Source organism: Streptomyces sp. NPDC051822, assembly GCF_044452745.1.
Taxonomy (GTDB): Bacteria; Actinomycetota; Actinomycetes; order Streptomycetales; family Streptomycetaceae; genus Streptomyces.
The window spans coordinates 417922-436995 of record NZ_JBITBZ010000006.1 but is presented as its reverse complement, the minus strand read 5'-3'; the positions used below and the strand labels follow the sequence as shown (position 1 = coordinate 436995).

Below are 19074 nucleotides of genomic sequence, written 5' to 3'. Positions count from 1 at the left end.
GGACCTCCATGCACCACGCCTCCGACGAAACGTCCCGCCCGCCGCGCCGCCGCCTCCTGGGCCGCGGCCGGGGGGAGGCGGAGCCCATACGCGGCGAGCCGGGGCCCGTTCGGGGCGAGGGAACGCCCCCACGGGGCGAGGAAGAGCCTCCACGGGGCGAGGAGGAGCCCGCAGAGGCTCTGGAGCCCCTGCCGGACGTCGGGCCGGTGGCGGCCCAGGACGGGGCCGCTGAGGGCCATGCGAGCGGTGACGGACGGTTCACCGTGCGGCTCTCGAACTTCGAAGGTCCCTTCGACCTGCTCCTCCAGCTGATCACCAAGCACAAGCTCGACGTCACCGAGGTCGCCCTCTCCCAGGTCACCGACGAGTTCATGGCGCATCTGCGCGCCCTGGGCCCCGACGGCGACCTCGACCAGACCACCGAGTTCCTCGTCGTCGCCGCCACCCTGCTCGACCTCAAGACCGCCCGGCTGCTGCCCGCCGCAGAGGTGGAGGACGAGGCCGACCTCGCGCTCCTGGAGGCGCGCGACCTGCTCTTCGCCCGGCTCCTGCAGTACCGGGCGTACAAACGCGTCGCGGCGATCTTCGAGGAGCGCTGGGAGGCCGAGGGCCGCCGCCACCCCCGTACCGTCGGACTCGAACCGCACCACGCCGAGCTGCTCCCCGAGGTCGTCATCTCCATCGGCGCCGAGGGCTTCGCCAGGCTGGCCGCCAAGGCCATGCAGCCGAAGGCCGAGCCGCAGGTGTACGTCGACCACATCCACGCCCCGCTCGTCAGCGTCCGCGAGCAGGCCGCCGTGGTCGTCGCGCTGCTGCGGGAGCGCGGCGCGGCGCTCTTCCGGGAGCTGATCGAGGACGTCGGCGACGACACCCTCACCGTCGTCGCCCGCTTCCTCGCGCTGCTGGAGCTCTACCGCGAGAAGGCCGTCGCCCTCGACCAGGAGACCGCCCTCGGAGACCTCACGGTCTCCTGGACCGGCGGGGAGACGGACCCTGCCGGAGCCGTGACGGACGAATTCGACCAGGAGGACCCCGCGTGAGCGACCTCAAGCCCGCCCTCGAAGCCGTCCTCATGGTCGTCGACGAGCCCGCCACCGAGGCGCACCTCGCCAAGGTCCTGGACCGTGCCCCCCGCGAGGTGGCCGACGCCCTGCGCGAGCTGGCCGACGAGTACACCGCCCAGGGCCGCGGCTTCGAGCTGCGGCTGGTGGCCGGCGGCTGGCGCTACTACACCCGCCCCGAGCACGCCGAGGCCGTCGAGGCCTTCGTCCTGGAGGGGCAGCAGGCCCGGCTCACCCAGGCGGCCCTGGAGACCCTGGCGGTCGTCGCGTACCGCCAGCCGGTCAGCCGTTCGAGGGTCTCGGCGGTCCGCGGGGTCAACTGCGACGGGGTGATGCGGACCCTCCTGCAGCGGGGTCTGGTGGAGGAGACGGGCGCGGAACCCGAAACAGGTGCGATCCTGTACAGGACGACGAACTACTTCCTGGAGCGGATGGGCCTGCGTGGCCTGGACGAGCTCCCCGAGCTGGCGCCCTTCCTCCCCGAGGCGGAGGCGGTCGAGCCGGACTCGCTGGAAGGGGTTCCCTCGTTCGATCCGGATGCACCGGGTCGTGAGGACGACGACGACAAGACGGAAGTTTGATGCGAAGCAGCAGCGGCAGGAACAGCAGCGGAAACAACGGCGGGAGCCGTGGTGGCAACAGCGGCGGCCGCGGCGGCAGCAGCGGTGGCGGCCGTGGTGGCAGCGGCTCCGGCGGCGGCGGTGGCTACCGCGGCTCCGGTGGCAGCGGCAGCGGCGGCGGTGGCGGCTACCGGGGCTCCGGTGGCGGCAGTGGCTCCGGCGGCTCCGGTGGCGGTGGCTACCGTGGCGGCAGTGGCTCCGGTGGCAGCGGTGGATCCGGCGGCGGTGGCTACCGCGGTGGCAGCGGCTCCGGCGGCTCCGGCGGCGGTGGCGGTTACCGCGGTGCCGGCGGCGGCGGTCGTGACGACCAGCGCCCGGGCAACCCGCGCCGGCCTCGCCCCGAGGAGCGCTCCTACGACGTAGGCGGCCCCTCCGAGCCCCCGAAGAAGGGCCGCGGCGCCGCGGCCCGCGGCGGCGCCAAGGGCGGCCCCAAGGCCCCCCAGGGCGTGCCGCCCCGTCGCGGCCCGCACGGGCAGCGGCAGGCGCCGGCCCGTTCGCGCGAGCTCGAGGCCAAGATCGAGCAGCGCAACCGGGAGCGGTACGAGGGCCGGCCCGAGATCAAGACCCCGAAGACCTTCCCCGGCGCCGAGCAGGAGGGCGAGCGGCTGCAGAAGGTCCTCGCCCGTGCCGGCATGGGCTCGCGGCGTGCCTGTGAGGAGCTCATCGAGCAGGCCCGCGTCGAGGTCAACGGCGAGATCGTCCTGGAGCAGGGCAAGCGCGTCGACCCGGAGAAGGACGAGATCAAGGTGGACGGCCTGACCGTCGCCACCCAGTCGCACCTGTTCTTCGCGCTGAACAAGCCGGCCGGCGTCGTCTCCACCATGGAGGACCCGGACGGCCGCCAGTGCCTGGGCGACTACGTCAACAACCGTGAGACCCGGCTGTTCCACGTCGGCCGGCTCGACACGGAGACCGAGGGCATCATCCTCCTCACCAACCACGGTGAGCTGGCCCACCGCCTCACGCACCCGAAGTACGGCGTGAAGAAGACCTACCTGGCCGCCATCACGGGGCCCCTGCCCCGCGAGGTCGGCAGGCGGCTGAAGGACGGCATCCAGCTGGAGGACGGCTACGCCAAGGCCGACCACTTCCGCGTGGTCGAGCAGACCGGCAAGAACTACCTTGTCGAGGTCACGCTGCACGAGGGCCGCAAGCACATCGTGCGCCGCATGCTGGCCGAGGCGGGCTTCCCGGTCGAGAAGCTGGTCCGGACGGCCTTCGGCCCGATCGCCCTGGGCGACCAGAAGTCGGGCTGGCTGCGCCGGCTCACCAACACCGAGGTCGGCATGCTGATGAAGGAAGTCAACATGTAAGGCCCCGCGTCTGTCGTACGAGGAAGCCCGTGACCGCCCGGCGGTCGCGGGCTTCTCCGCGTTCCGGCTGTCGCCGCTGTCGCCGCTGTCCTTTCCGGCCTTGTGGCCGAAGGTCGTCCTCCTTTATAGTCAAGGTGACTCTTAAAGGAGCTGGCATGAGCCTCGCCGTGTACGGCCGGCGGACCTGGACCCACGGGGGTGGACCAGGCTCCGAACTCCGGCCGCACACGGCGGGGGTCCTGTACACGGCGGAGGTGACGGCATGAAGCGATACGGCCACGGCCTCGTCCCCGGCAGGTTCTGTCCGCCGCACGCCGGCCACCACCACCTCGTCCGCACCGCCGCCGCCCGCTGCGAGCGCCTCACCGTGCTCGTCCGCGCCTCCTCCGTGGACAGCCTCCCGCTGGAGGACAGGGTCACCTGGATGCGCGAGATCCACCCCGACGTCCTCGTCGTCGGCGCCCCCGACGACGCTCCCGCCGACGGGTGGGACGCGCGCACGGCCGTGCTCCGGGCCGCCGTGCCCGAACCCGTCGACGCCGTCTTCACCTCGGAGCCGTACGGGGTGGAGCTCGCCCGCCACTTCGGCGCCGACAGCGTCTGCGTAGACCCCGGGCACACCCGCTTCCCGGTCTCCAGTGCCGACGTCCTCGCGGATCCGGCCGGCTGCTGGGAGTACCTGGAACCGCCGGTACGGGCCGCGCTCACCCGGCGGGTCGTCGTCCTCGGCGCCGAGTCCACCGGCGCCACCACCATGGCCCTCGCCCTCGCCGACCACTACCGGCGGCGCGGCGGGGTCTGGGCCCGCACCCGTTACGTACCGGAGTACGCGCGCGCGTACAGGGACCTCAAGCTCGCCGAACTCCGCGCCGACCGCCCCGGCGCCAGCTCGGCCGACGTCACCTTCCACTCCACCGACTTCCCCGTCATCGCCCAGCGCCAGGCCGAACTGGAGGAGGAGGCGGCCCGCGCCGGCTCGCCCGTGCTCTTCTGCGACACCGACGCCTTCGCCGCCACCATCTGGCACGAGCGGTACATGGGCACCACCAGCCCCGCCACCGGCGAGATCGCCGCCCGCGGACGGCACCACCTCTGGCTGCTCACCGACCACCGGGGCGTCGCGTCCGAGGACGACAGGGTGGGGGACGGGGAGCAGCTGCGGCCCTGGATGACCGCCCGCTTCCTCACCCAGCTCGCCCACTCCGGCCGTCGTACGGCCGTCCTCAGCGGCCCCCACGAGGAGCGGCTCGCGGCGGCCGTCGCCGCCGTGGACGCCCTGCTCGCCGAGGACCACCGCCTCGCAGACCGCCTTGCGGCGGGCCGATGACCGGCCGCCGGGTGCCCGACGGGTACGACCCGTACGCCTTCGAGCCGTTCGCCGTCACCGCCGACCTCGCCGTCCTCACCGTCCGCGAGGAGCGCCTCCACGTGCTGCTCGTCGAGCGGGGCCAGGAGCCGTACGCCGGGTCCTGGGCGCTCCCCGGCGGATTCGTGCTGCCCCGCGAGTCCGCCGAACAGGCCGCCCGCCGCGAACTCGCAGAGGAGACCGGGCTCTCCGACGCCACCGTCGCCGGACTCCACCTCGAACAGCTCCGCACCTACAGCGAACCGGACCGCGACCCGAGGATGCGGGTCGTCTCCGTCGCCTTCACCGCGCTCGTACCCGATCCTCCCGAGCCACGCGGCGGCGGCGACGCGGCCCAGGCGCGGTGGATGCCGTACGACACCGTCCGGGATCTCGCCTTCGACCACGACCGGATCCTCGCCGACGCCCACGAACGGGTCGGCGCCAAGCTGGAGTACAGCTGCCTCGCGACCGCCTTCTGTCCGCCCGAGTTCACCCTCGGCGAGCTGCGGCACGTCTACGAGACGGTCTGGGGCGTCGAACTCGACCGCCCCAACTTCCGGCGCAAGGTCCTCACCACGCCCGGCTTCGTCCAGGCCGTGGAAGGGCCTCCGCGCCTCACCGGCGGACGGGGGAAACCGGCCGCTCTCTACCGGGCGGGCGGGGCCACCACCCTCCACCCGCCCCTGCTGCGACCGGAAGGACGCCCCGCATGAACCTCACACGCACCGCGACCAAGCAGGCCGCGACCGGCTCCCTGATCGGGCTGGCGCTCGGCGACGCGCTGGGACGCCCCACGGAGTTCATCGACGTACCACGAGCCATCAGCTGGTACGGCCCGTGGCGGGACATGAAGCTCCCCGACCCGGCCCGCGTCACCGACGACACCCAGATGGCGCTCGCCTTCGCCCGGGGGATCCGCACGGCGATGGACCGGGGCGTGCTTGCCCCGCTGCGGCTTGCCAGGCCGGTCCGCGACGAGTTCGTCGACTGGTACCGGTCGCCCGAGAACAACCGGGCACCTGGGCGGACCTGCATGGTCGCCTGCCAGCTCCTGACGCTCGACACCCCCTGGCAGGACGCCAGCCAGATCGGCTCCAAGGGCTGCGGCGCCAACATGCGGGTCACCCCCATCGGCCTCGTCCCCGGCCTCAGCGAGGAGCAGCGGGCCGGTGCCGCGCAGCTCCAGGCGGCCCTGACCCACGGTCACCCGACGGCGCTCGCCGCCTCCGACCTGACCGCCCGCGCCGTGTACCTCCTCGCCCAGGGCGTCGACCCGGCAGGCCTGGTGGGACAGCTGCGCTCGTACGCGTACGAGAACCGCTCCCGCTACCACGAGCACTGGCTCGGCGACCTCTGGACCCGCTCCCAGGACCCCTCCGCCCTCTCCTTCATCCGGCGCGGCTGGGACGAGTGCCTGGCGATCCTGGAGCGCCTGGACGCCGTCCAGCGCACCGCCGACCCGGAGCTCGACCCCTGCACGTACACCGGTGACGGCTGGATCGCCGAGGAGGCGCTCGCGACCGGGCTGCTCTGCTTCCTCCTCTTCCCCGGCGAGCCCCTGACCGTGCTGCGCCGCGCCGCCTGCACCCGCGGCGACTCCGACTCGATCGCGGCCCTCGCGGGCGCGTTCGCCGGCGCGCACCTCGGCGCCGACGCCTGGCCGAAGGAGTGGGAGGAGCACATCGAGTACCGGAGCGACCTGCTGACCTTCGGCGCGCTCTGGGACGCTTGATCCATGACGCTCACCCTGGAGTCCGCGCTCGACGCCGAGCTGGCCGCCGTCGTGGCCGAACAGTTCGACCCCCTGCTCTTCGCGACCGTCTCCGGCGCGCACCTGTACGGGTTCCCGTCCCGAGACTCGGACGTGGACCTGCGCGGCGCGCACCTGCTCCCCGTGGACGCCCTCATAGGCCTGCGCGAACCCGAGGAGACCCGCAGCAGGATGTGGGACCGCGACGGCGTCGAGATGGACCTCGTCACCCACGACCTGCGGAAGTTCGCCCGGCTCATGCTGCGCCGCAACGGCTACGTCCTGGAGCAGCTCACCTCCCCGCTGGTCGCGCACACCACGGAGACCCACGCGGAGCTGGTCTCCCTCGTGCCCGAGCTGCTCACCCGCCACCACGCGCACCACTACCGGGGCTTCGCCGGGACGCAGTGGCGGCTCTTCGGGAGCAGCGGCGAGCTCAAGCCGCTGCTCTACACCTACCGGGCCCTGCTCACCGGCATCCACCTGATGCGTTCGGGCGAGGTGCAGGCCCATCTGCCGACCCTGGTCGGCGAGGTGGCCGAGGCGCCCGCGCGGCTGCCCGACCTCGTCGCGGCGAAGGCGGCGGCGGAGCACGGGCTCGCGGAGGTGCCGGTCGAGGACGTAAGGGCCGAGACGGAGGCCCTGCACGGGCTTCTGGACGAGGCCCAGGCGGCTTCGGGGCTTCCGGATTCGGTGCGCGTCCACGACGCGCTGCACGACGTCGTCGTGCGCGCCCGGCTGGGGTCTGCCGTCACGACGGACCCCGGCGTACGTCTAGAGGTCGTCCAGGGCTGAGGACCGGCGGGCGCGGATCAGGAAGTCCTGCACGCGCGCGTGGTCGGGGGCGGCCGGGAGGGGGGTCGAGTCGTGGGCGCGATCGGCCTCCTCCTGGAGGCGGTTCATCCAGGACTCGACCTCCGGCCAGGGGACCTCGCCGCGCTTGACCGCCAGGAGACGGTCGCGCTCCTCGCCGACGTCGATGCGGAGCTCGCCGGAGCGCAGCAGGTCGCGGCAGCTGGTCAGGAGCCGCAGCAGGTGCATGGCGTGCTTCCAGCGCGGGTGGCCGTACTGGCGGACGTCGGCGTCCAGCTTGCGGCGCTGGCCGCCCGCGTAGCGGACGAAGGTCTGGTGGGCCCGCCGGGAGAGGAAGGCGCCGCGCAGCGAGAGGAGTTCGCGGCCGACATCGTCGGCGTGCTCGACGACGGGGGAGTGGAGGCACTCCAGGACGTTGGGGTTGTTGCGCAGGGCCAGCTCGCAGAATCGTTCCAGCTCCCAGCTGAACTGCTCCTCACCCGGCCCCTCCACATGCGCGGGAGGCTTGTCGAAGTGCCAGAACAGCGGCGTCGGGGCGAGGTAGACGCCCCGGACGTCCGTGTCGCTGCCCTCGGTCGCCAGACCGAAGGCGCGCGAGCCCATCACGCAGGAGTAGATCGTGTGCTCGCGCACCAGCTCGTCCGGAGTCATGCCCGGCAGATTACGCGAGGGTGATCGTGTCCTCCGAGACAATGATCTGCTCGGCCGGGAGCGGCCGGGATGCGGGTCCCGCCGCGACCGAGCCGTCGGCGACGCGGAACTTCGAGCCGTGACAGGGGCAGTTGATGGTGCCGTCCGCGACCTTGTTCACCGTGCAGCCCTGATGGGTGCAGATCGCCGAGAACGCCTTGAAATCCCCGGCCGTGGGCTGGGTGACGACCACCTTCTCCTTCGCGAAGACCGTGCCCCCGCCGACCGGGATCTCGGAGGTCGTGGCCAGCGGGGCCGCGCCCGCCGAGGGAGTGCCGCCCGCCGAGGGAGTGCCGCCCGCCGAGGGAGTGGCGTCCGCCGGCGGGGTGGCGGCCGGGGCGCTGGGCGTCGCCGGCGCGCTGGTGCTCGTGCCGCCGTCACCCCCGTCGTCCGAGCCGCAGCCCGTCGTCAGGGCCGCTGCGGCGAACAGGACGGTACGGCGAGGGGTGGCACGTGAAGTCATGCCGTCAGCTTCGCCGCGCTGCCCGCCGGGGGACCGCAACACGCCTGGACCCGGGGCCCGGCTCCCCCGCACGGCGGTCCCGCCCGGCGTGTACGCCGAGTGGCGGAGCACTCCGGTTCGGGTGACATTGGGCCTGTTCCGAACCGGACGAAAGGCAGGACCATGGCGGGTAACGACCTCGGCGGTCTCCTCGGAGGCCTCCTCGGAGGCGGCGGACAGAGCGGCAGCGGCGGTGGTGCCGGCGGCATCCTCGGCTCCCTGATCGGCGCCCTCGCCGGTGGCGCCGGCGGTGGCGCGGGTGTCGGCGGCAACGGCTCGAACCCGCTCGGCGGACTCATCGACATGCTCACGAGGTCGGGCCTCGCCGACCAGGCGCAGTCCTGGGTCGGCACCGGTCGGAACCAGCCGGTCAGCGGTCCCCAGATCGCCGAGGCCCTCCCCGGCGACGCCCTCCGGAAGGTCGCCGCGGACGCGGGCGTGAGCGAGGAGGAGGCGGCCGACCGGATCGCGCAGGTGCTGCCGCAGGCCGTCGACAAGCTGACGCCGAACGGCTCGGTGCCCCAGGGTTCCCTTGAGGACATCATCCGGCAGCAGCAGCTCTGAAGACCGCCCCGCGCGCCCGCCCCCCGTCTCGGAGGGCGGGCGCCGGGGCGCGCCGCCCCTGCCGCTGACTAGGCTGAACGGAGCACTGACGCAGGTAAGGAGCACGACGTGGCGGTACGAGCGGTCCGAGGAGCCGTCCAGCTGGAGCGGGACGAGGCCGGACACATGCGCGAACAGGTCGAGGAACTGCTCACCGCCGTCCTCACGCGCAACGACCTCACCACCGAGGACCTCATCAGCATCTGGTTCACGGCCACGCCCGACCTGCACAGCGACTTCCCCGCCGCCGCGGCCCGGGGCATCGGCATCGTCGACGTACCGCTGATCTGCGCACAGGAGCTCGACATCGAAGGGGCGATGCCGAGGGTCGTCCGGCTCCTCGCCCACGTCGAGACCGATCTGCCCAAGTCCCGGATCGCGCACGTCTACCTCGGCGCCGCGGCCGCCCTGCGCAAGGACATCGCCCAGTGAGAACAGCGCTCGTCATCGGAACCGGTCTGATCGGCACCTCCGCCGCGATCGCCCTCGCGGGCCGGGGCGTCACCGTCCATCTGCGCGACCACGACCCCGCGCGGGCCCGCACGGCCGCCGCGCTCGGCGGAGGCACCGACGAGGCGCCCGAAGGGCCCGTCGACCTCGCGATCGTCGCCGTGCCGCCGGCGCACGTGGCCGCCACCCTCGCCGAGGCCATGACCGCCGGGCTCGCCCGCGGCTACCTGGACGTCGCCAGCGTCAAGGGCGGCCCCAAGCGCGAGCTCGAGGCCCTCGGCCTCGACCTCACCTCGTACATCGGTACGCACCCCATGTCCGGCAAGGAGCGCTCCGGCCCGCTCGCGGCGACCGCCGACCTCTTCGAGGGCCGGCCCTGGGTCCTCACCCCCACCCGCGACACCGACACCGAGGTCCTCAACCTCGCCCTGGAACTCGTCGCCCTCTGCCGGGCCGTCCCCGTCGTCATGGACGCCGACGCCCACGACCGGGCCGTCGCCCTCGTCTCCCACACCCCGCAGCTCGTGTCGTCGATGGTCGCCGCCCGCCTGGAGGAGGCCGACGAGTCCGCCGTACGCCTCTGCGGGCAGGGCATCCGCGACGTGACCCGGATCGCGGCCTCGGACCCGCGGATGTGGATCGAGATCCTCTCCGCCAACCCCGGCCCCGTCGCCGACGTCCTCTCCGGCGTCGCCGCCGACCTCGACGAGACCGTCCGCGCCCTGCGCTCGCTGCAGTCCGCCGACGAGGACAAGCGCAGGGACGGCGCCTCGGGCGTCGAGGACGTCCTGCGCCGCGGCAACGCCGGCCGCGCCCGCGTCCCCGGCAAGCACGGCGCCGCCCCCACCGTCTACGAGACCGTCGCCGTCCTCATCAGCGACCGGCCGGGCGAGCTGGCCCGGATCTTCGCCGACGCGGGCCGCGCCGGGGTCAACATCGAGGACGTCCGCATCGAGCACGCGACCGGCCAGCAGGCGGGTCTCGTCCAGCTGATGGTGGAGCCCTCGGCGGCCCCGGTCCTCGGCAAGGCACTGCAGGAGCGGGGCTGGGCGCTGCGCACCGGCTGACGGGAACGGCCGGCGCGGGCCCGCGGCCGCGGGCCCGCGCCGGCGGGCCTCCGGGCCCCGTCCGGCGGGGCCGGGGACCGGCTGGGCCGAACGGGTGCGGGGACTCGGTAACCTTGTGGAGGTCCCTTGCATCTCCGCCGGGTCCCGCCACTCACCCCAGGAAGGTGTTCCCACCGTGGAATCCGTGATCGTCGCCATCGACGGGCCCTCCGGCACGGGCAAGTCCAGCACCTCCAAGGCGGTCGCCGCCAAGCTGGGGCTGAGCTACCTCGACACCGGCGCCCAGTACCGGGCGATCACCTGGTGGATGATCAGCAACGGTGTCGACGTGAGTGACGCCGAAGCCGTGGCCAACGCCGCCGCCAAGCCGGTGATCGTCTCCGGTACGGACCCGGCCCGGCCGACCATCACCGTCGACGGCGCCGACGCGGCGGGCCCCATCCGCACCGAAGAGGTCACCTCCAAGGTCAGCGCCGTCAGCGCCGTCCCCGAGGTGCGGGCGCTCATCACCGAGCTCCAGCGGACCATCGCCAAGGGCGCCGAGCACGGCATCGTCGTCGAGGGCCGGGACATCGGCACCACCGTCCTGCCCGACGCCGACCTGAAGATCTTCCTCACCGCCTCGCCCGAGGCCCGTGCCGCCCGCCGCTCCGGCGAGGTCAAGGGCGCCGACGTGCACGCGACGAAGGAAGCCCTGATCAAGCGGGACGCGGCCGACTCCAGCCGTAAGACCTCCCCGCTCGCGAAGGCCGACGACGCCGTCGAGGTCGACACCACCGACCTCACCCTGGACCAGGTCATCGAGTGCGTCGTCACCCTCGTGGACGAGAAGAGGGCGGCGGCCAAGTGACCCTGCCCTCCCTGAAGGGCGCCGCCGTCGGCCGTCGCATCGGCATCGGGCTGATGTACGGCTTCTGGAAGCCGCGCGTCCTCGGTGCCTGGCGGGTGCCGGCCGCCGGCCCCGTCATCCTCGCCGTCAACCACGCGCACAACATCGACGGCCCCATGGTCATGGGCACCGCACCGCGGCCCGTGCACTTCCTCGTCAAGAAGGAAGCCTTCGTCGGGCCCCTCGGGCCCTTCCTGGAGGGCATCGGGCAGGTCAAGGTGGACCGCGAGAGCACCGACCGGAACGCGATAGGCAACGCCCTGGGCGTCCTGCAGCAGGGCGGCGTCCTCGGGATCTTCCCCGAGGGCACCCGGGGCGAGGGCGACTTCGCCTCGCTGCGCGCGGGACTCGCCTACTTCGCCGTCCGCAGCGGTGCCCCGATCGTCCCGGTGGCCGTCCTGGGAAGCACCGAGCGCCGTGGACGGTTGGTCAAGGCGGCGCCTCCGCTGAGGGGCCGCGTCGACGTCGTCTTCGGTGACGCCTTCGAGGCGGGGGACGGATCGGGCCGCCGCACCCGCAAGGCCCTCGACGAGGCCACCGTACGAATCCAGGGGAAGCTCACCGACCACCTGGAAAACGCCAGGCGCCTCACCGGGCGCTGAGCGAGACTTTGAGTAGTGGGCCCCGCGGCCCGGGGACCCACCGACCACGAATGATCAAGGAACGGACTTCATGAACGACCAGCACGACCACGGAGCACTTGGCGACGCCGAGTACGCGGAGTTCATGGAGCTCGCTTCGGAAGAAGGCTTCGACGTCGAGGAGGTCGAGGGCGCGATCGAGGAGGCCGGCCACGGCCCCCTTCCCGTCCTCGCCGTCGTCGGCCGCCCGAACGTCGGCAAGTCGACCCTGGTGAACCGCATCATCGGCCGCCGCGAGGCCGTCGTCGAGGACAAGCCGGGCGTCACCCGCGACCGCGTCACCTACGAGGCCGAATGGGCCGGGCGCCGCTTCAAGGTCGTCGACACCGGCGGCTGGGAGCAGGACGTCCTCGGCATCGACGCCTCCGTCGCCGCCCAGGCCGAGTACGCCATCGAGGCGGCCGACGCCTGCCTCTTCGTCGTGGACGCCACCGTCGGCGCCACCGACACCGACGAGGCCGTCGTCAAGCTGCTCCGCCGTGCGGGGAAGCCGGTCGTCCTCGCCGCGAACAAGGTCGACGGCCAGTCCGGCGAGGCCGACGCGGCCACGCTCTGGTCCCTCGGCCTCGGCGAGCCCTTCCCCGTCTCCTCGCTGCACGGCCGCGGCACCGGCGACCTCCTCGACGAGGTCCTGAGGAAGCTGCCCGAGGCTCCCGAGCAGCGCTTCGGAAACGCCGTCGGCGGCCCGCGCCGCATCGCCCTCATCGGCCGCCCGAACGTCGGCAAGTCCTCACTGCTCAACAAGGTGGCGAACGAGGACCGCGTCGTCGTCAACGAGCTCGCGGGTACCACCCGTGACCCGGTCGACGAGCTGATCGAGCTCGGCGGCGTGACGTGGAAGTTCGTCGACACCGCCGGCATCCGCAAGAAGGTCCACCTCCAGGAGGGCGCGGACTACTACGCCTCCCTGCGGACGGCCGCCGCCGTCGAGAAGGCCGAGGTGGCCGTCATCCTCATCGACACCACCGACAACATCTCGGTACAGGACCAGCGCATCATCACGATGGCGGTCGAGTCGGGCCGCGCCATCGTCATCGCCTACAACAAGTGGGACGAGCTCGACGAGGAGCGCCGCTACTACCTCGAGCGCGAGATCGAGACCGAGATGCAGCAGGTCGCCTGGGCGCCCCGGGTCAACGTCTCCGCGAAGACCGGCCGCCACATGGAGAAGCTGGTCCCGGCCATCGAGACCGCCCTCGCCGGCTGGGAGACCCGCGTCCCCACCGGCCGGCTCAACGCCTTCCTCGGTGAGATCGTCGCGGCCCACCCGCACCCGATCCGCGGCGGCAAGCAGCCCCGCATCCTCTTCGGTACGCAGGCGGGCACCAAGCCGCCCCGGTTCGTGCTCTTCGCCTCCGGCTTCCTGGAGGCCGGCTACCGCCGCTTCATCGAGCGCCGCCTCCGTGAGGAGTTCGGCTTCGAGGGCACCCCGATCCACATCTCGGTCCGGGTCCGCGAGAAGCGCGGCCGCAAGAAGTAGAACCGCCTTCCGAGGCGTGACACGGCTGAGGGCCGGGGCGATCAGCGCCCCGGCCCTCAGCCGTGTCCCCGGTGGTCCCGCCTAGAGGCCCCTGCGAGGTCCCGGTGGCAGCGCCGCCTGCGCGGGCGGATGGGAGTGCTGCGCCGTCCACGCCGGGGGATACGCCGCCGCGTACCGCTGCGCGTGTCCGTGTACGCCCGTGCTCACCGCCGTACCGAAGGCCCGGAAGCTCAACCCCTCCTCGCCGCTGCGGTCGCCCGGCAGCGTGCGGAACGACCTGCGGTACTCCGAGAACAGGGCGTCGTAGATCGGCGTGGCCGAAGGGCCCGCCGTGACGTCCTGCGCGGGGCGCATCGAAGGGATCTGACTCGGATACGGCTGGGGGAAGGGGTCGTATGCGTGCACGTAGGTGCCAACGACCCCGCCGCCCGTCGGATGCGGGCGGCTCTCCGAATGGGGTGCCCGCCGGGGACGCGGCACGGCCGGAGCCCCCGGCACGCCCCCGGGACCGGCCGGTCCCACGGGAACACCGGGGACCCGCGTCCACCCTATGCCCGGTCGGCCGTCGTCCATCAGGTACCGGCCAGCGGCATCGCGGCGGCGACCAGGCGCCCGTTCGCCGCCGCCTTCTCCAACGCGTCGCGCAGCAGATCCTCGCGCGGCTGCTGGCCGATCGAGCCCACCGGGGCGGCGAAGACCAGCACGGTGTGCGACTTGTTGGCCGCCGCGCGCCAGCCCTCGGTGACCTGGAGCGGCTGGTGCGCCTGCCACCAGGCGGCCTGACCGGCGCCGCCGGGGCCCGGCTGGAGGACGGAGTGCAGCTGGCCCATGGCGACCAGGACCGACCAGCCCGGCAGCGCCGCCGGCTTCTCGTTCAGGTCCATGACCTGCTGGAAGCCCTGGTCGGCGAGGAGCGGCAGGAACTCGTCGGTGAGGCCGTCCGAACCCGGGCGGGCCACGGGGGCGGTCGGCTCCACGACGAGCGCCGGGTGCAGCTCGCCCTCGATCAGGACGAGACCGCTCGTGACGCCGAGCACGGCCTGCTCGGGGTGGGCGGCGGTGAGTGCGGCGGCGGTGTCCGTGGCCGTGATGGAGGCGACGGCTCCCTGGAGCTGCTCCTCCGCGACCCGGACGACCTGCGACGGAATGCAGCTGGCGTGGGCGAACGCCAGGACCGCGGTCTCCTCTCCGACGAACAGCACGGTGCTGGTGCGCTCCTGGTCGGAGTCCCCCGGCGTGCGGCAGGAGGTGCAGTCGTAGCTGCCCGGGGCGTTGTCGCCGGCGAGCAGCCGGTCCGCTTCTTCGTCGCCGATCTCGGCGCGTACGTCCTCGCTGACGTCGAGCATGCGCGGCACGGGGGGCTCCCTGGACTCGGTACGGGGGGACGCCGGGCCGTTCCCGGTCGTCTCATGCCGAGTTCAACGGGTCAGGCTCGGCCGGGGTCACGCGCGGAAGCGAGGCAACTTGCCTCCGGCTCGTGCGCGGGGTCCCGTGACTCCGACCGGGTGGGGTGTTGACAGTGTTCCGCGCGGCACGGGCCGGGGGTGCCGGCGGGCTGCCTAGCCTGCCCCGATGTCGAAGATCCGATTTTGGACGACCGGTTCCCTCGTGGTGGCGTCCGCGGCCGCGCTGCTGACCCTGGCCACGGCGCCCGCCGTGGCCAAGGACGTGCCGACGGGACCCGGGAGCACCTCCACCGTGCTCCGGGACGTACCCGCCGTGCTCCGGGACGCCTCCGACGGGCTTCGTGACCTGTCCGACGGGCTGCGGGCCGCCGCGGCCGTTCCCTCGTACCCCTGCGCGAAGGACCAGTGGCCGTGGGGCTGCGTCGCCGAGTGCGAGAGCAGCGGCCGCTGGCACGTCAACACCGGCAACGGCTTCTACGGGGGCCTCCAGTTCTGGCACCCGACCTGGGTCGAGCACGGCGGCCTCGCGTACGCCGGGCGCGCCGACCTGGCGACCCGGCCGCAGCAGATCGCCGTCGCGGAGGAGGTGCTCCGCACCCAGGGCTGGGAGGCCTGGCCGGTCTGCTCCAAGCGATACGGGCTGAGCGGGCGCGTCCACACCGTCCGGCCCGGCGACACGCTCAGCTCGGTCGCCCGCCGCTTCGCGATCAAGGGCGGCTGGCAGGCGCTGTACAAGGCGAACCGCGACCTGATCGGGGCCGACCCGAACCGGGTCGTCGTCGGGACCATGCTGCGGATCGCCCCGCTCTGATCCGCCGTCACCTCGGCTCGGCCGGCTCCCCGCTGAACGCGAGTGAGCCGCGCCGCAGCTCGTGCACCAGCGAGCCGGGCGGCAGCCCGTCCGGTACGCGCTGCTCCGCGAGCACCACCGCGGCCCCGCCCTCCACGGCGAGAGCCGCCAGGCGCCGGTACGTCCGGGCCGCGACCGGCGGGGCCAGACCGAGCGACGGCTCGTCGACGAGCACCACGCGCGCGTGGGCCGCCAGGAGGGCGCGCGAGAGCGCCAGCATGCGGCGCTCCCCACCGGAGAGGGTGCCGGCGGTCCGGGACAGCAGGGGGACGAGTTCCGGGTACGGGGGAGCGGCGCCGGGCGCGCAGAGCGCGAGGTTCTCGGCGACCGTGAGGCCCGCGTAGACCGCCTCCAGGTCGGGTACGAAGCACAGCCCCCGGCGCGCCCGCTCGTGGGCCCGCAGCCGGGTGACGTCGGCGCCGTGCCACAGGACCCGGCCCGCGGAGAGGCGCACCGTGCCCGCGAGGGCGCGCAGGGCCGTCGTACGCCCTGAGCCGTTCCTGCCAAGGAGCACGGTGACCGTGCCGGCCGGCACGGGCAGGTCCAGGCCGTGCAGGGCCTCCAGCGGGCCGTAGCGGACCCGTGCGCCGCGCAGGGCCATGGCGAGGGTCATGACACGATCCGGCCGCCTTCCATGGTGTGCACCGTGTGGGCGATCCCGGCGACCAGGTCCAGGTCGTGCTCGACGACCAGGACCGTCAGGCCGTCGGCGGCCAGCGCGGCGAGGATCCGGGCGAGCGCGGCCGACTCGGCGGTGTCGAGACCGGCGGCGGGCTCGTCGAGGAGCAGGGTGTGCGGCCGCCCCGCGAGGGCGCGCGCCAGCTCGACCCGGCGCAGGATCCCGGTGGGCAGGTCCGCCGCCGGCTCGTGCCGTACGGCTCCGGCGAGCCCGAGCAGCCGGAGGCTCCGCTCGACGGCGGCGGGGTCCGTACGGATCCTGCCCCGCTCCTGGCCCAGGCGGACGTTCTCCTCGACGGTGAGCGAGGGGAAGACGGCGAGCCGCTGGAACGTGCGGGCGATGCCGAGTCCTGTGCGGGCGTGGGCGGGGCGGGAGGTGATGTCGGTGCCGTCGAGGGTGACCCGGCCGTGATGGGGACGGAGGGTTCCGGCGAGGCAGTCGAACAGGGTGGACTTGCCGGCGCCGTTGGGGCCGACGAGGGCGGTGACGCGGGAGGGGGCGAGGGGGAGGGTGACGTCGCTCAGGGCGGTGACCCCTCCGGGGTAGGTGACGGTGAGGTGGTGGGCGTGGAGCCGTGCGGGGCGGGCCGGTGCGGCGCGGAGGGGGTGCGACAGACGTGCGGGTCTTCCCGTGGGGGGCTCGGCGGCGTCGGCGGCTTTCCGTGAGGGGACCTTCCGGGGGAGCAGATTCATCAGCGGCGGGATCCTGCCCGTCAGTGCCGCCAGGAGGCCCAGGAGGAGGGCTGCCGCGCCCGCGTGCGGGCCCGCGTCCAGGGTGACCAGGAGGGTGGCCGCCGCCAGCGGGGTCAGCAGGCTGTCGGCGCCCAGGACCAGGACCGCGGCGAACCACAGCAGACCCCGTACCGGGTCGTACGCCTCCGGCTCGAAGGCGCGCAGGCCCATGCCGAGGAGGCCGCCGCCGAGGGCCGCCAGGGCCGCGCCCAGGACGAACGCCAGGAGCTTCAGGCGGGGGACGGGGACGCCCGAGGCCTCCGCGCCCGGCTCGTGGTCCCGCAGGGCGGCGAGCGCCCTGCCCGTACGGCCCCGGCGGAGCGCCGCCACCAGGGCCAGGCAGCCCGCCAGGACGACGAGTTCGAGGGCGTAGAAGGCGCGGTCGTCGGAGAAGCCCGCCGGGCGGCCCAGGGACAGGCCGGCCGTCGCGTACGGCTGGGTGAGGACGAAGCGGCTCACCGCCACCCCCGTCGCGAGGGTCACGAGCGCGAGCGCCAGGCCGTGCCTGCGGATGGCGGGGCGGCCCGTCAGCAGGCCCACCGCTGCCACCAGCGGCACCGCGAGCCCGAGCGCCACGAGGCCCGGCACCCCACGGGACGTCAGGAGGGCGGTGAACAGGGCGCCCAGACCCGCGTACGCCGCCTGCCCCAGCGCGATCTGGCCTCCCCGTCCCGCCACCACGACCAGGGACAGGAGGATCACGGCGAGCGCCGGGACCTGGACCGCCGTGTGCAGGTCCGAGCCGGCGAAGCCGAGCGGGAGGAGCAGCAGCACGCCCACGACGAGCCACACGCCCCCCGGCACCCGGCCGGAGCGCACCGGCGGCGGCAGCGCGTCCCGGCCCTTGCCGCCGATCCCCGGCAGGACGAGCGCCGCCACCAGGAGCGCCACCACGAACAGGTTCGCCCCGACGGCCTGGAGCAGCGGGCCCGCCCAGCCCTCCGGGTGCAGCCGGGTCAGCTGGGCCTGCGCCACGCCGATCGCGAGCGCGGCGGCCACCGCGACCGGCAGCGACCGCATCCGGGCGATGACCGCGACCGCGATCACCTCGACGACGAGCAGCGGCATCCCGTACGGGTCGAGCCGCACGTACGGGGCGAGCAGCACTCCGGTGAGCCCGGCCGTGAACGAGCCGAACGCCCACCCGGCCGCCGCCACCCGGTCCGCGTCGATCCCGGACAGCACCGCGAGCGGCCGGTTGTCGATCACGGCCCGCAGCTCCCGGCCGAACCGCGTCCACCGGGTCACCGCGCCCACCAGACAGGCGAGCGCGACCACCGCCCCGAGCTGCGCCCAGGGGTCGTCGCCGAGGAGCACCGGAGCGTCGTCCCGCGCCCCCGGACCCCACAGGAGCACCGCCGCGCCCACGAGCAGGACGAAGACGCCGATCGAGGCCACCAGGGTCCGCGCCGGGTTCGCCCCGCGCCGCGCGAGGGGCCGGAACACCGCGCGGTCCAGGACGAGCCCGATGCCGGGGGCGATCACCAGGAGGGTGACGAGGGCGCCCACGGGCAGCGGCCAGTGCCAGACGACGACCAGCTGGCGCAGTACGTACGCGCAGATCATGGCCACCGCGCCGTGCGCCAGGTTCAGCACGCCGGTCGCCCGGTGGGTGACGACGAGGCCGATGCCGGTGAGCGCGGCCGCGCTGCCGACCGCGAGACCGGCGAGCGTCAGCTCGTACGTCAGGGAGGCCATCAGGACGGCCGGGGTTCACACACCGGGCAGGGGGCCAGGGACGCCTTTCCCGCCTCCACCACTTCCACCGCCTCCGCCTTGCCCGCCACCAGGGGGCAGTCCGGCCGGTGCGCCAGGGTTCCGCCGGGGACCCGGAGCAGCGGCCCGTCGGCGGACGGGGCCGGAGGTTCCGGCGGAGTCCCGGGTTCCGGGCGCCCCCGCTCCGCAGGGCGTACGGGAAGCGCGTACGCCGTCGACACGAGCACCGCGCCCGCCACGATCAGGGCCGCTCCCGGCACCGTGCACGAGGCCAGATAGGGCAGCTGCCGCTCCGCGAACCGTTCGCCGGAGATCCCGTACCAGCCGAGCACGCACAGCACCGCGCCTCCGGCGGCCGCCGCGAGACCGGCCCACAGCAGGATGCGCGATGTCGGCACGGGGCCTCCCTCGTCCTCTTCCCTCCCTCCTTGCACTATGCCCCTGTATATTGCGTTGTGCCCTGAT

Annotated in this window: 21 protein-coding genes; 14 read left to right on the top strand and 7 right to left on the bottom strand. The window is 73.8% G+C overall.

The features are described from left to right. Positions 1–8 precede the first annotated feature (8 nt). The 7 genes from ACIA8N_RS21640 (at position 9) to ACIA8N_RS21610 (ending at position 6887) form a co-directional block, all read left to right on the top strand. Positions 9–1040, top strand: a complete 1032-nt coding sequence (locus tag ACIA8N_RS21640) for a segregation/condensation protein A (protein ID WP_365787132.1) — start codon at positions 9–11, stop codon at positions 1038–1040. A 32-nt stretch (positions 1041–1072) separates the two neighbouring features. Continuing rightward, a complete protein-coding gene (gene scpB, locus ACIA8N_RS21635) occupies positions 1073–1642 on the top strand; it encodes an SMC-Scp complex subunit ScpB (protein ID WP_051874548.1) in 570 nt (189 codons plus the stop codon). Next, the gene (locus tag ACIA8N_RS21630; protein ID WP_365787134.1) at positions 1642–2994 is read left to right on the top strand and encodes a pseudouridine synthase; all 1353 of its coding nucleotides are present in this window, start codon (positions 1642–1644) and stop codon (positions 2992–2994) included. Before scpB ends, ACIA8N_RS21630 begins: the two co-directional genes overlap by 1 nt. Before the next feature lie 262 nt (positions 2995–3256). Further along, positions 3257–4321 carry an AAA family ATPase gene (locus ACIA8N_RS21625; protein ID WP_365787136.1) on the top strand — a complete coding sequence of 355 codons (1065 nt, stop codon included), beginning with the start codon at positions 3257–3259 and terminating at the stop codon, positions 4319–4321. Beyond that, positions 4318–5055, top strand: coding sequence for an NUDIX domain-containing protein (locus tag ACIA8N_RS21620; protein WP_365787138.1), 738 nt, complete (start codon positions 4318–4320; stop codon positions 5053–5055). Before ACIA8N_RS21625 ends, ACIA8N_RS21620 begins: the two co-directional genes overlap by 4 nt. Then, the gene (locus ACIA8N_RS21615; protein WP_365787140.1) at positions 5052–6074 is read left to right on the top strand and encodes an ADP-ribosylglycohydrolase family protein; all 1023 of its coding nucleotides are present in this window, start codon (positions 5052–5054) and stop codon (positions 6072–6074) included. Before ACIA8N_RS21620 ends, ACIA8N_RS21615 begins: the two co-directional genes overlap by 4 nt. A 3-nt stretch (positions 6075–6077) precedes the next feature. Continuing rightward, positions 6078–6887, top strand: coding sequence for a DNA polymerase beta superfamily protein (locus ACIA8N_RS21610; protein ID WP_365787142.1), 810 nt, complete (start codon positions 6078–6080; stop codon positions 6885–6887). On the opposite strand, the gene ACIA8N_RS21605 is transcribed toward ACIA8N_RS21610, so the two are convergent. Both ACIA8N_RS21605 and ACIA8N_RS21600 read right to left on the bottom strand, forming a co-directional pair. Continuing rightward, positions 6867–7556, bottom strand: a complete 690-nt coding sequence (locus ACIA8N_RS21605; protein ID WP_365787144.1) for a DNA polymerase beta superfamily protein — start codon at positions 7554–7556, stop codon at positions 6867–6869. The two genes, ACIA8N_RS21610 and ACIA8N_RS21605, sit on opposite strands and share 21 nt — an antisense overlap. Before the next feature lie 10 nt (positions 7557–7566). Beyond that, complete coding sequence (locus ACIA8N_RS21600) at positions 7567–8058, bottom strand: Rieske (2Fe-2S) protein (RefSeq protein ID WP_365787146.1); 492 nt, start codon at positions 8056–8058, stop codon at positions 7567–7569. 99 nt (positions 8059–8157) lie between these two features. Here ACIA8N_RS21600 and ACIA8N_RS21595 point away from each other — a divergent pair, with 99 nt between their 5' ends. The 6 genes from ACIA8N_RS21595 (at position 8158) to der (ending at position 13227) form a co-directional block, all read left to right on the top strand. Next, complete coding sequence (locus tag ACIA8N_RS21595; protein ID WP_399416749.1) at positions 8158–8661, top strand: YidB family protein; 504 nt, start codon at positions 8158–8160, stop codon at positions 8659–8661. Between the two features lie 108 nt (positions 8662–8769). Continuing rightward, positions 8770–9132 (top strand): chorismate mutase, encoded by a 363-nt coding sequence (gene aroH / locus ACIA8N_RS21590; protein ID WP_030551418.1) that lies wholly within the window; start codon positions 8770–8772, stop codon positions 9130–9132. Next, positions 9129–10217, top strand: coding sequence for a prephenate dehydrogenase (locus ACIA8N_RS21585; RefSeq protein WP_359207181.1), 1089 nt, complete (start codon positions 9129–9131; stop codon positions 10215–10217). Before aroH ends, ACIA8N_RS21585 begins: the two co-directional genes overlap by 4 nt. A 175-nt stretch (positions 10218–10392) precedes the next feature. After that, positions 10393–11067 (top strand): (d)CMP kinase, encoded by a 675-nt coding sequence (cmk, locus tag ACIA8N_RS21580; protein WP_365783678.1) that lies wholly within the window; start codon positions 10393–10395, stop codon positions 11065–11067. Positions 11068–11120: 53 nt separating this feature from the next. Next, entirely contained in the window at positions 11121–11708 is a 588-nt protein-coding gene (locus tag ACIA8N_RS21575) for a 1-acyl-sn-glycerol-3-phosphate acyltransferase (RefSeq protein WP_051874550.1), read from the top strand. 70 nt (positions 11709–11778) lie between these two features. Next, on the top strand, positions 11779–13227 hold the full coding sequence (gene der, locus ACIA8N_RS21570; RefSeq protein WP_030221203.1) for a ribosome biogenesis GTPase Der: 1449 nt from the start codon (positions 11779–11781) through the stop codon (positions 13225–13227). A gap of 81 nt (positions 13228–13308) precedes the next feature. On the opposite strand, the gene ACIA8N_RS21565 is transcribed toward der, so the two are convergent. Next, positions 13309–13581, bottom strand: a complete 273-nt coding sequence (locus ACIA8N_RS21565) for a hypothetical protein (protein ID WP_365783676.1) — start codon at positions 13579–13581, stop codon at positions 13309–13311. A gap of 218 nt (positions 13582–13799) precedes the next feature. Beyond that, positions 13800–14582: a hypothetical protein gene (locus ACIA8N_RS21560; protein ID WP_030551428.1), complete on the bottom strand. Its 783-nt coding sequence runs from the start codon at positions 14580–14582 to the stop codon at positions 13800–13802. Positions 14583–14799: 217 nt separating this feature from the next. Here ACIA8N_RS21560 and ACIA8N_RS21555 point away from each other — a divergent pair, with 217 nt between their 5' ends. Continuing rightward, positions 14800–15444, top strand: coding sequence for a transglycosylase family protein (locus ACIA8N_RS21555; protein ID WP_365783673.1), 645 nt, complete (start codon positions 14800–14802; stop codon positions 15442–15444). A gap of 7 nt (positions 15445–15451) precedes the next feature. Here ACIA8N_RS21555 and ACIA8N_RS21550 read toward each other — a convergent pair whose 3' ends face one another. The 3 genes from ACIA8N_RS21550 to ACIA8N_RS21540 are packed head-to-tail and all read right to left on the bottom strand — an operon-like array spanning position 15452 to position 19007. Continuing rightward, positions 15452–16096 carry an ATP-binding cassette domain-containing protein gene (locus ACIA8N_RS21550; protein ID WP_365783671.1) on the bottom strand — a complete coding sequence of 215 codons (645 nt, stop codon included), beginning with the start codon at positions 16094–16096 and terminating at the stop codon, positions 15452–15454. Beyond that, on the bottom strand, positions 16093–18591 hold the full coding sequence (locus ACIA8N_RS21545) for an ATP-binding cassette domain-containing protein (protein ID WP_365783668.1): 2499 nt from the start codon (positions 18589–18591) through the stop codon (positions 16093–16095). Before ACIA8N_RS21545 ends, ACIA8N_RS21550 begins: the two co-directional genes overlap by 4 nt. After that, complete coding sequence (locus ACIA8N_RS21540; RefSeq protein WP_365783665.1) at positions 18591–19007, bottom strand: hypothetical protein; 417 nt, start codon at positions 19005–19007, stop codon at positions 18591–18593. Before ACIA8N_RS21540 ends, ACIA8N_RS21545 begins: the two co-directional genes overlap by 1 nt. Positions 19008–19074: the final 67 nt, after the last annotated feature.

Excerpts from the sequence above, each read along its gene's own strand:
- ACIA8N_RS21640 (WP_365787132.1), top strand. The coding sequence starts at position 9 with ATGCACCACGCCTCCGACGAAACGTCCCGCCCGCCGCGCCGCCGCCTC.
- scpB (WP_051874548.1), top strand. The coding sequence starts at position 1,073 with ATGGTCGTCGACGAGCCCGCCACCGAGGCGCACCTCGCCAAGGTCCTG.
- ACIA8N_RS21630 (WP_365787134.1), top strand. The coding sequence starts at position 1,642 with ATGCGAAGCAGCAGCGGCAGGAACAGCAGCGGAAACAACGGCGGGAGC.
- ACIA8N_RS21625 (WP_365787136.1), top strand. The coding sequence starts at position 3,257 with ATGAAGCGATACGGCCACGGCCTCGTCCCCGGCAGGTTCTGTCCGCCG.
- ACIA8N_RS21620 (WP_365787138.1), top strand. The coding sequence starts at position 4,318 with ATGACCGGCCGCCGGGTGCCCGACGGGTACGACCCGTACGCCTTCGAG.
- ACIA8N_RS21615 (WP_365787140.1), top strand. The coding sequence starts at position 5,052 with ATGAACCTCACACGCACCGCGACCAAGCAGGCCGCGACCGGCTCCCTG.
- ACIA8N_RS21610 (WP_365787142.1), top strand. The coding sequence starts at position 6,078 with ATGACGCTCACCCTGGAGTCCGCGCTCGACGCCGAGCTGGCCGCCGTC.
- ACIA8N_RS21605 (WP_365787144.1), bottom strand. The coding sequence starts at position 7,556 with ATGACTCCGGACGAGCTGGTGCGCGAGCACACGATCTACTCCTGCGTG.
- ACIA8N_RS21600 (WP_365787146.1), bottom strand. The coding sequence starts at position 8,058 with ATGACTTCACGTGCCACCCCTCGCCGTACCGTCCTGTTCGCCGCAGCG.
- ACIA8N_RS21575 (WP_051874550.1), top strand. The coding sequence starts at position 11,121 with ATGTACGGCTTCTGGAAGCCGCGCGTCCTCGGTGCCTGGCGGGTGCCG.
- der (WP_030221203.1), top strand. The coding sequence starts at position 11,779 with ATGAACGACCAGCACGACCACGGAGCACTTGGCGACGCCGAGTACGCG.
- ACIA8N_RS21565 (WP_365783676.1), bottom strand. The coding sequence starts at position 13,581 with ATGCGCCCCGCGCAGGACGTCACGGCGGGCCCTTCGGCCACGCCGATC.
- ACIA8N_RS21555 (WP_365783673.1), top strand. The coding sequence starts at position 14,800 with ATGTCGAAGATCCGATTTTGGACGACCGGTTCCCTCGTGGTGGCGTCC.
- ACIA8N_RS21550 (WP_365783671.1), bottom strand. The coding sequence starts at position 16,096 with ATGACCCTCGCCATGGCCCTGCGCGGCGCACGGGTCCGCTACGGCCCG.
- ACIA8N_RS21545 (WP_365783668.1), bottom strand. The coding sequence starts at position 18,591 with ATGGCCTCCCTGACGTACGAGCTGACGCTCGCCGGTCTCGCGGTCGGC.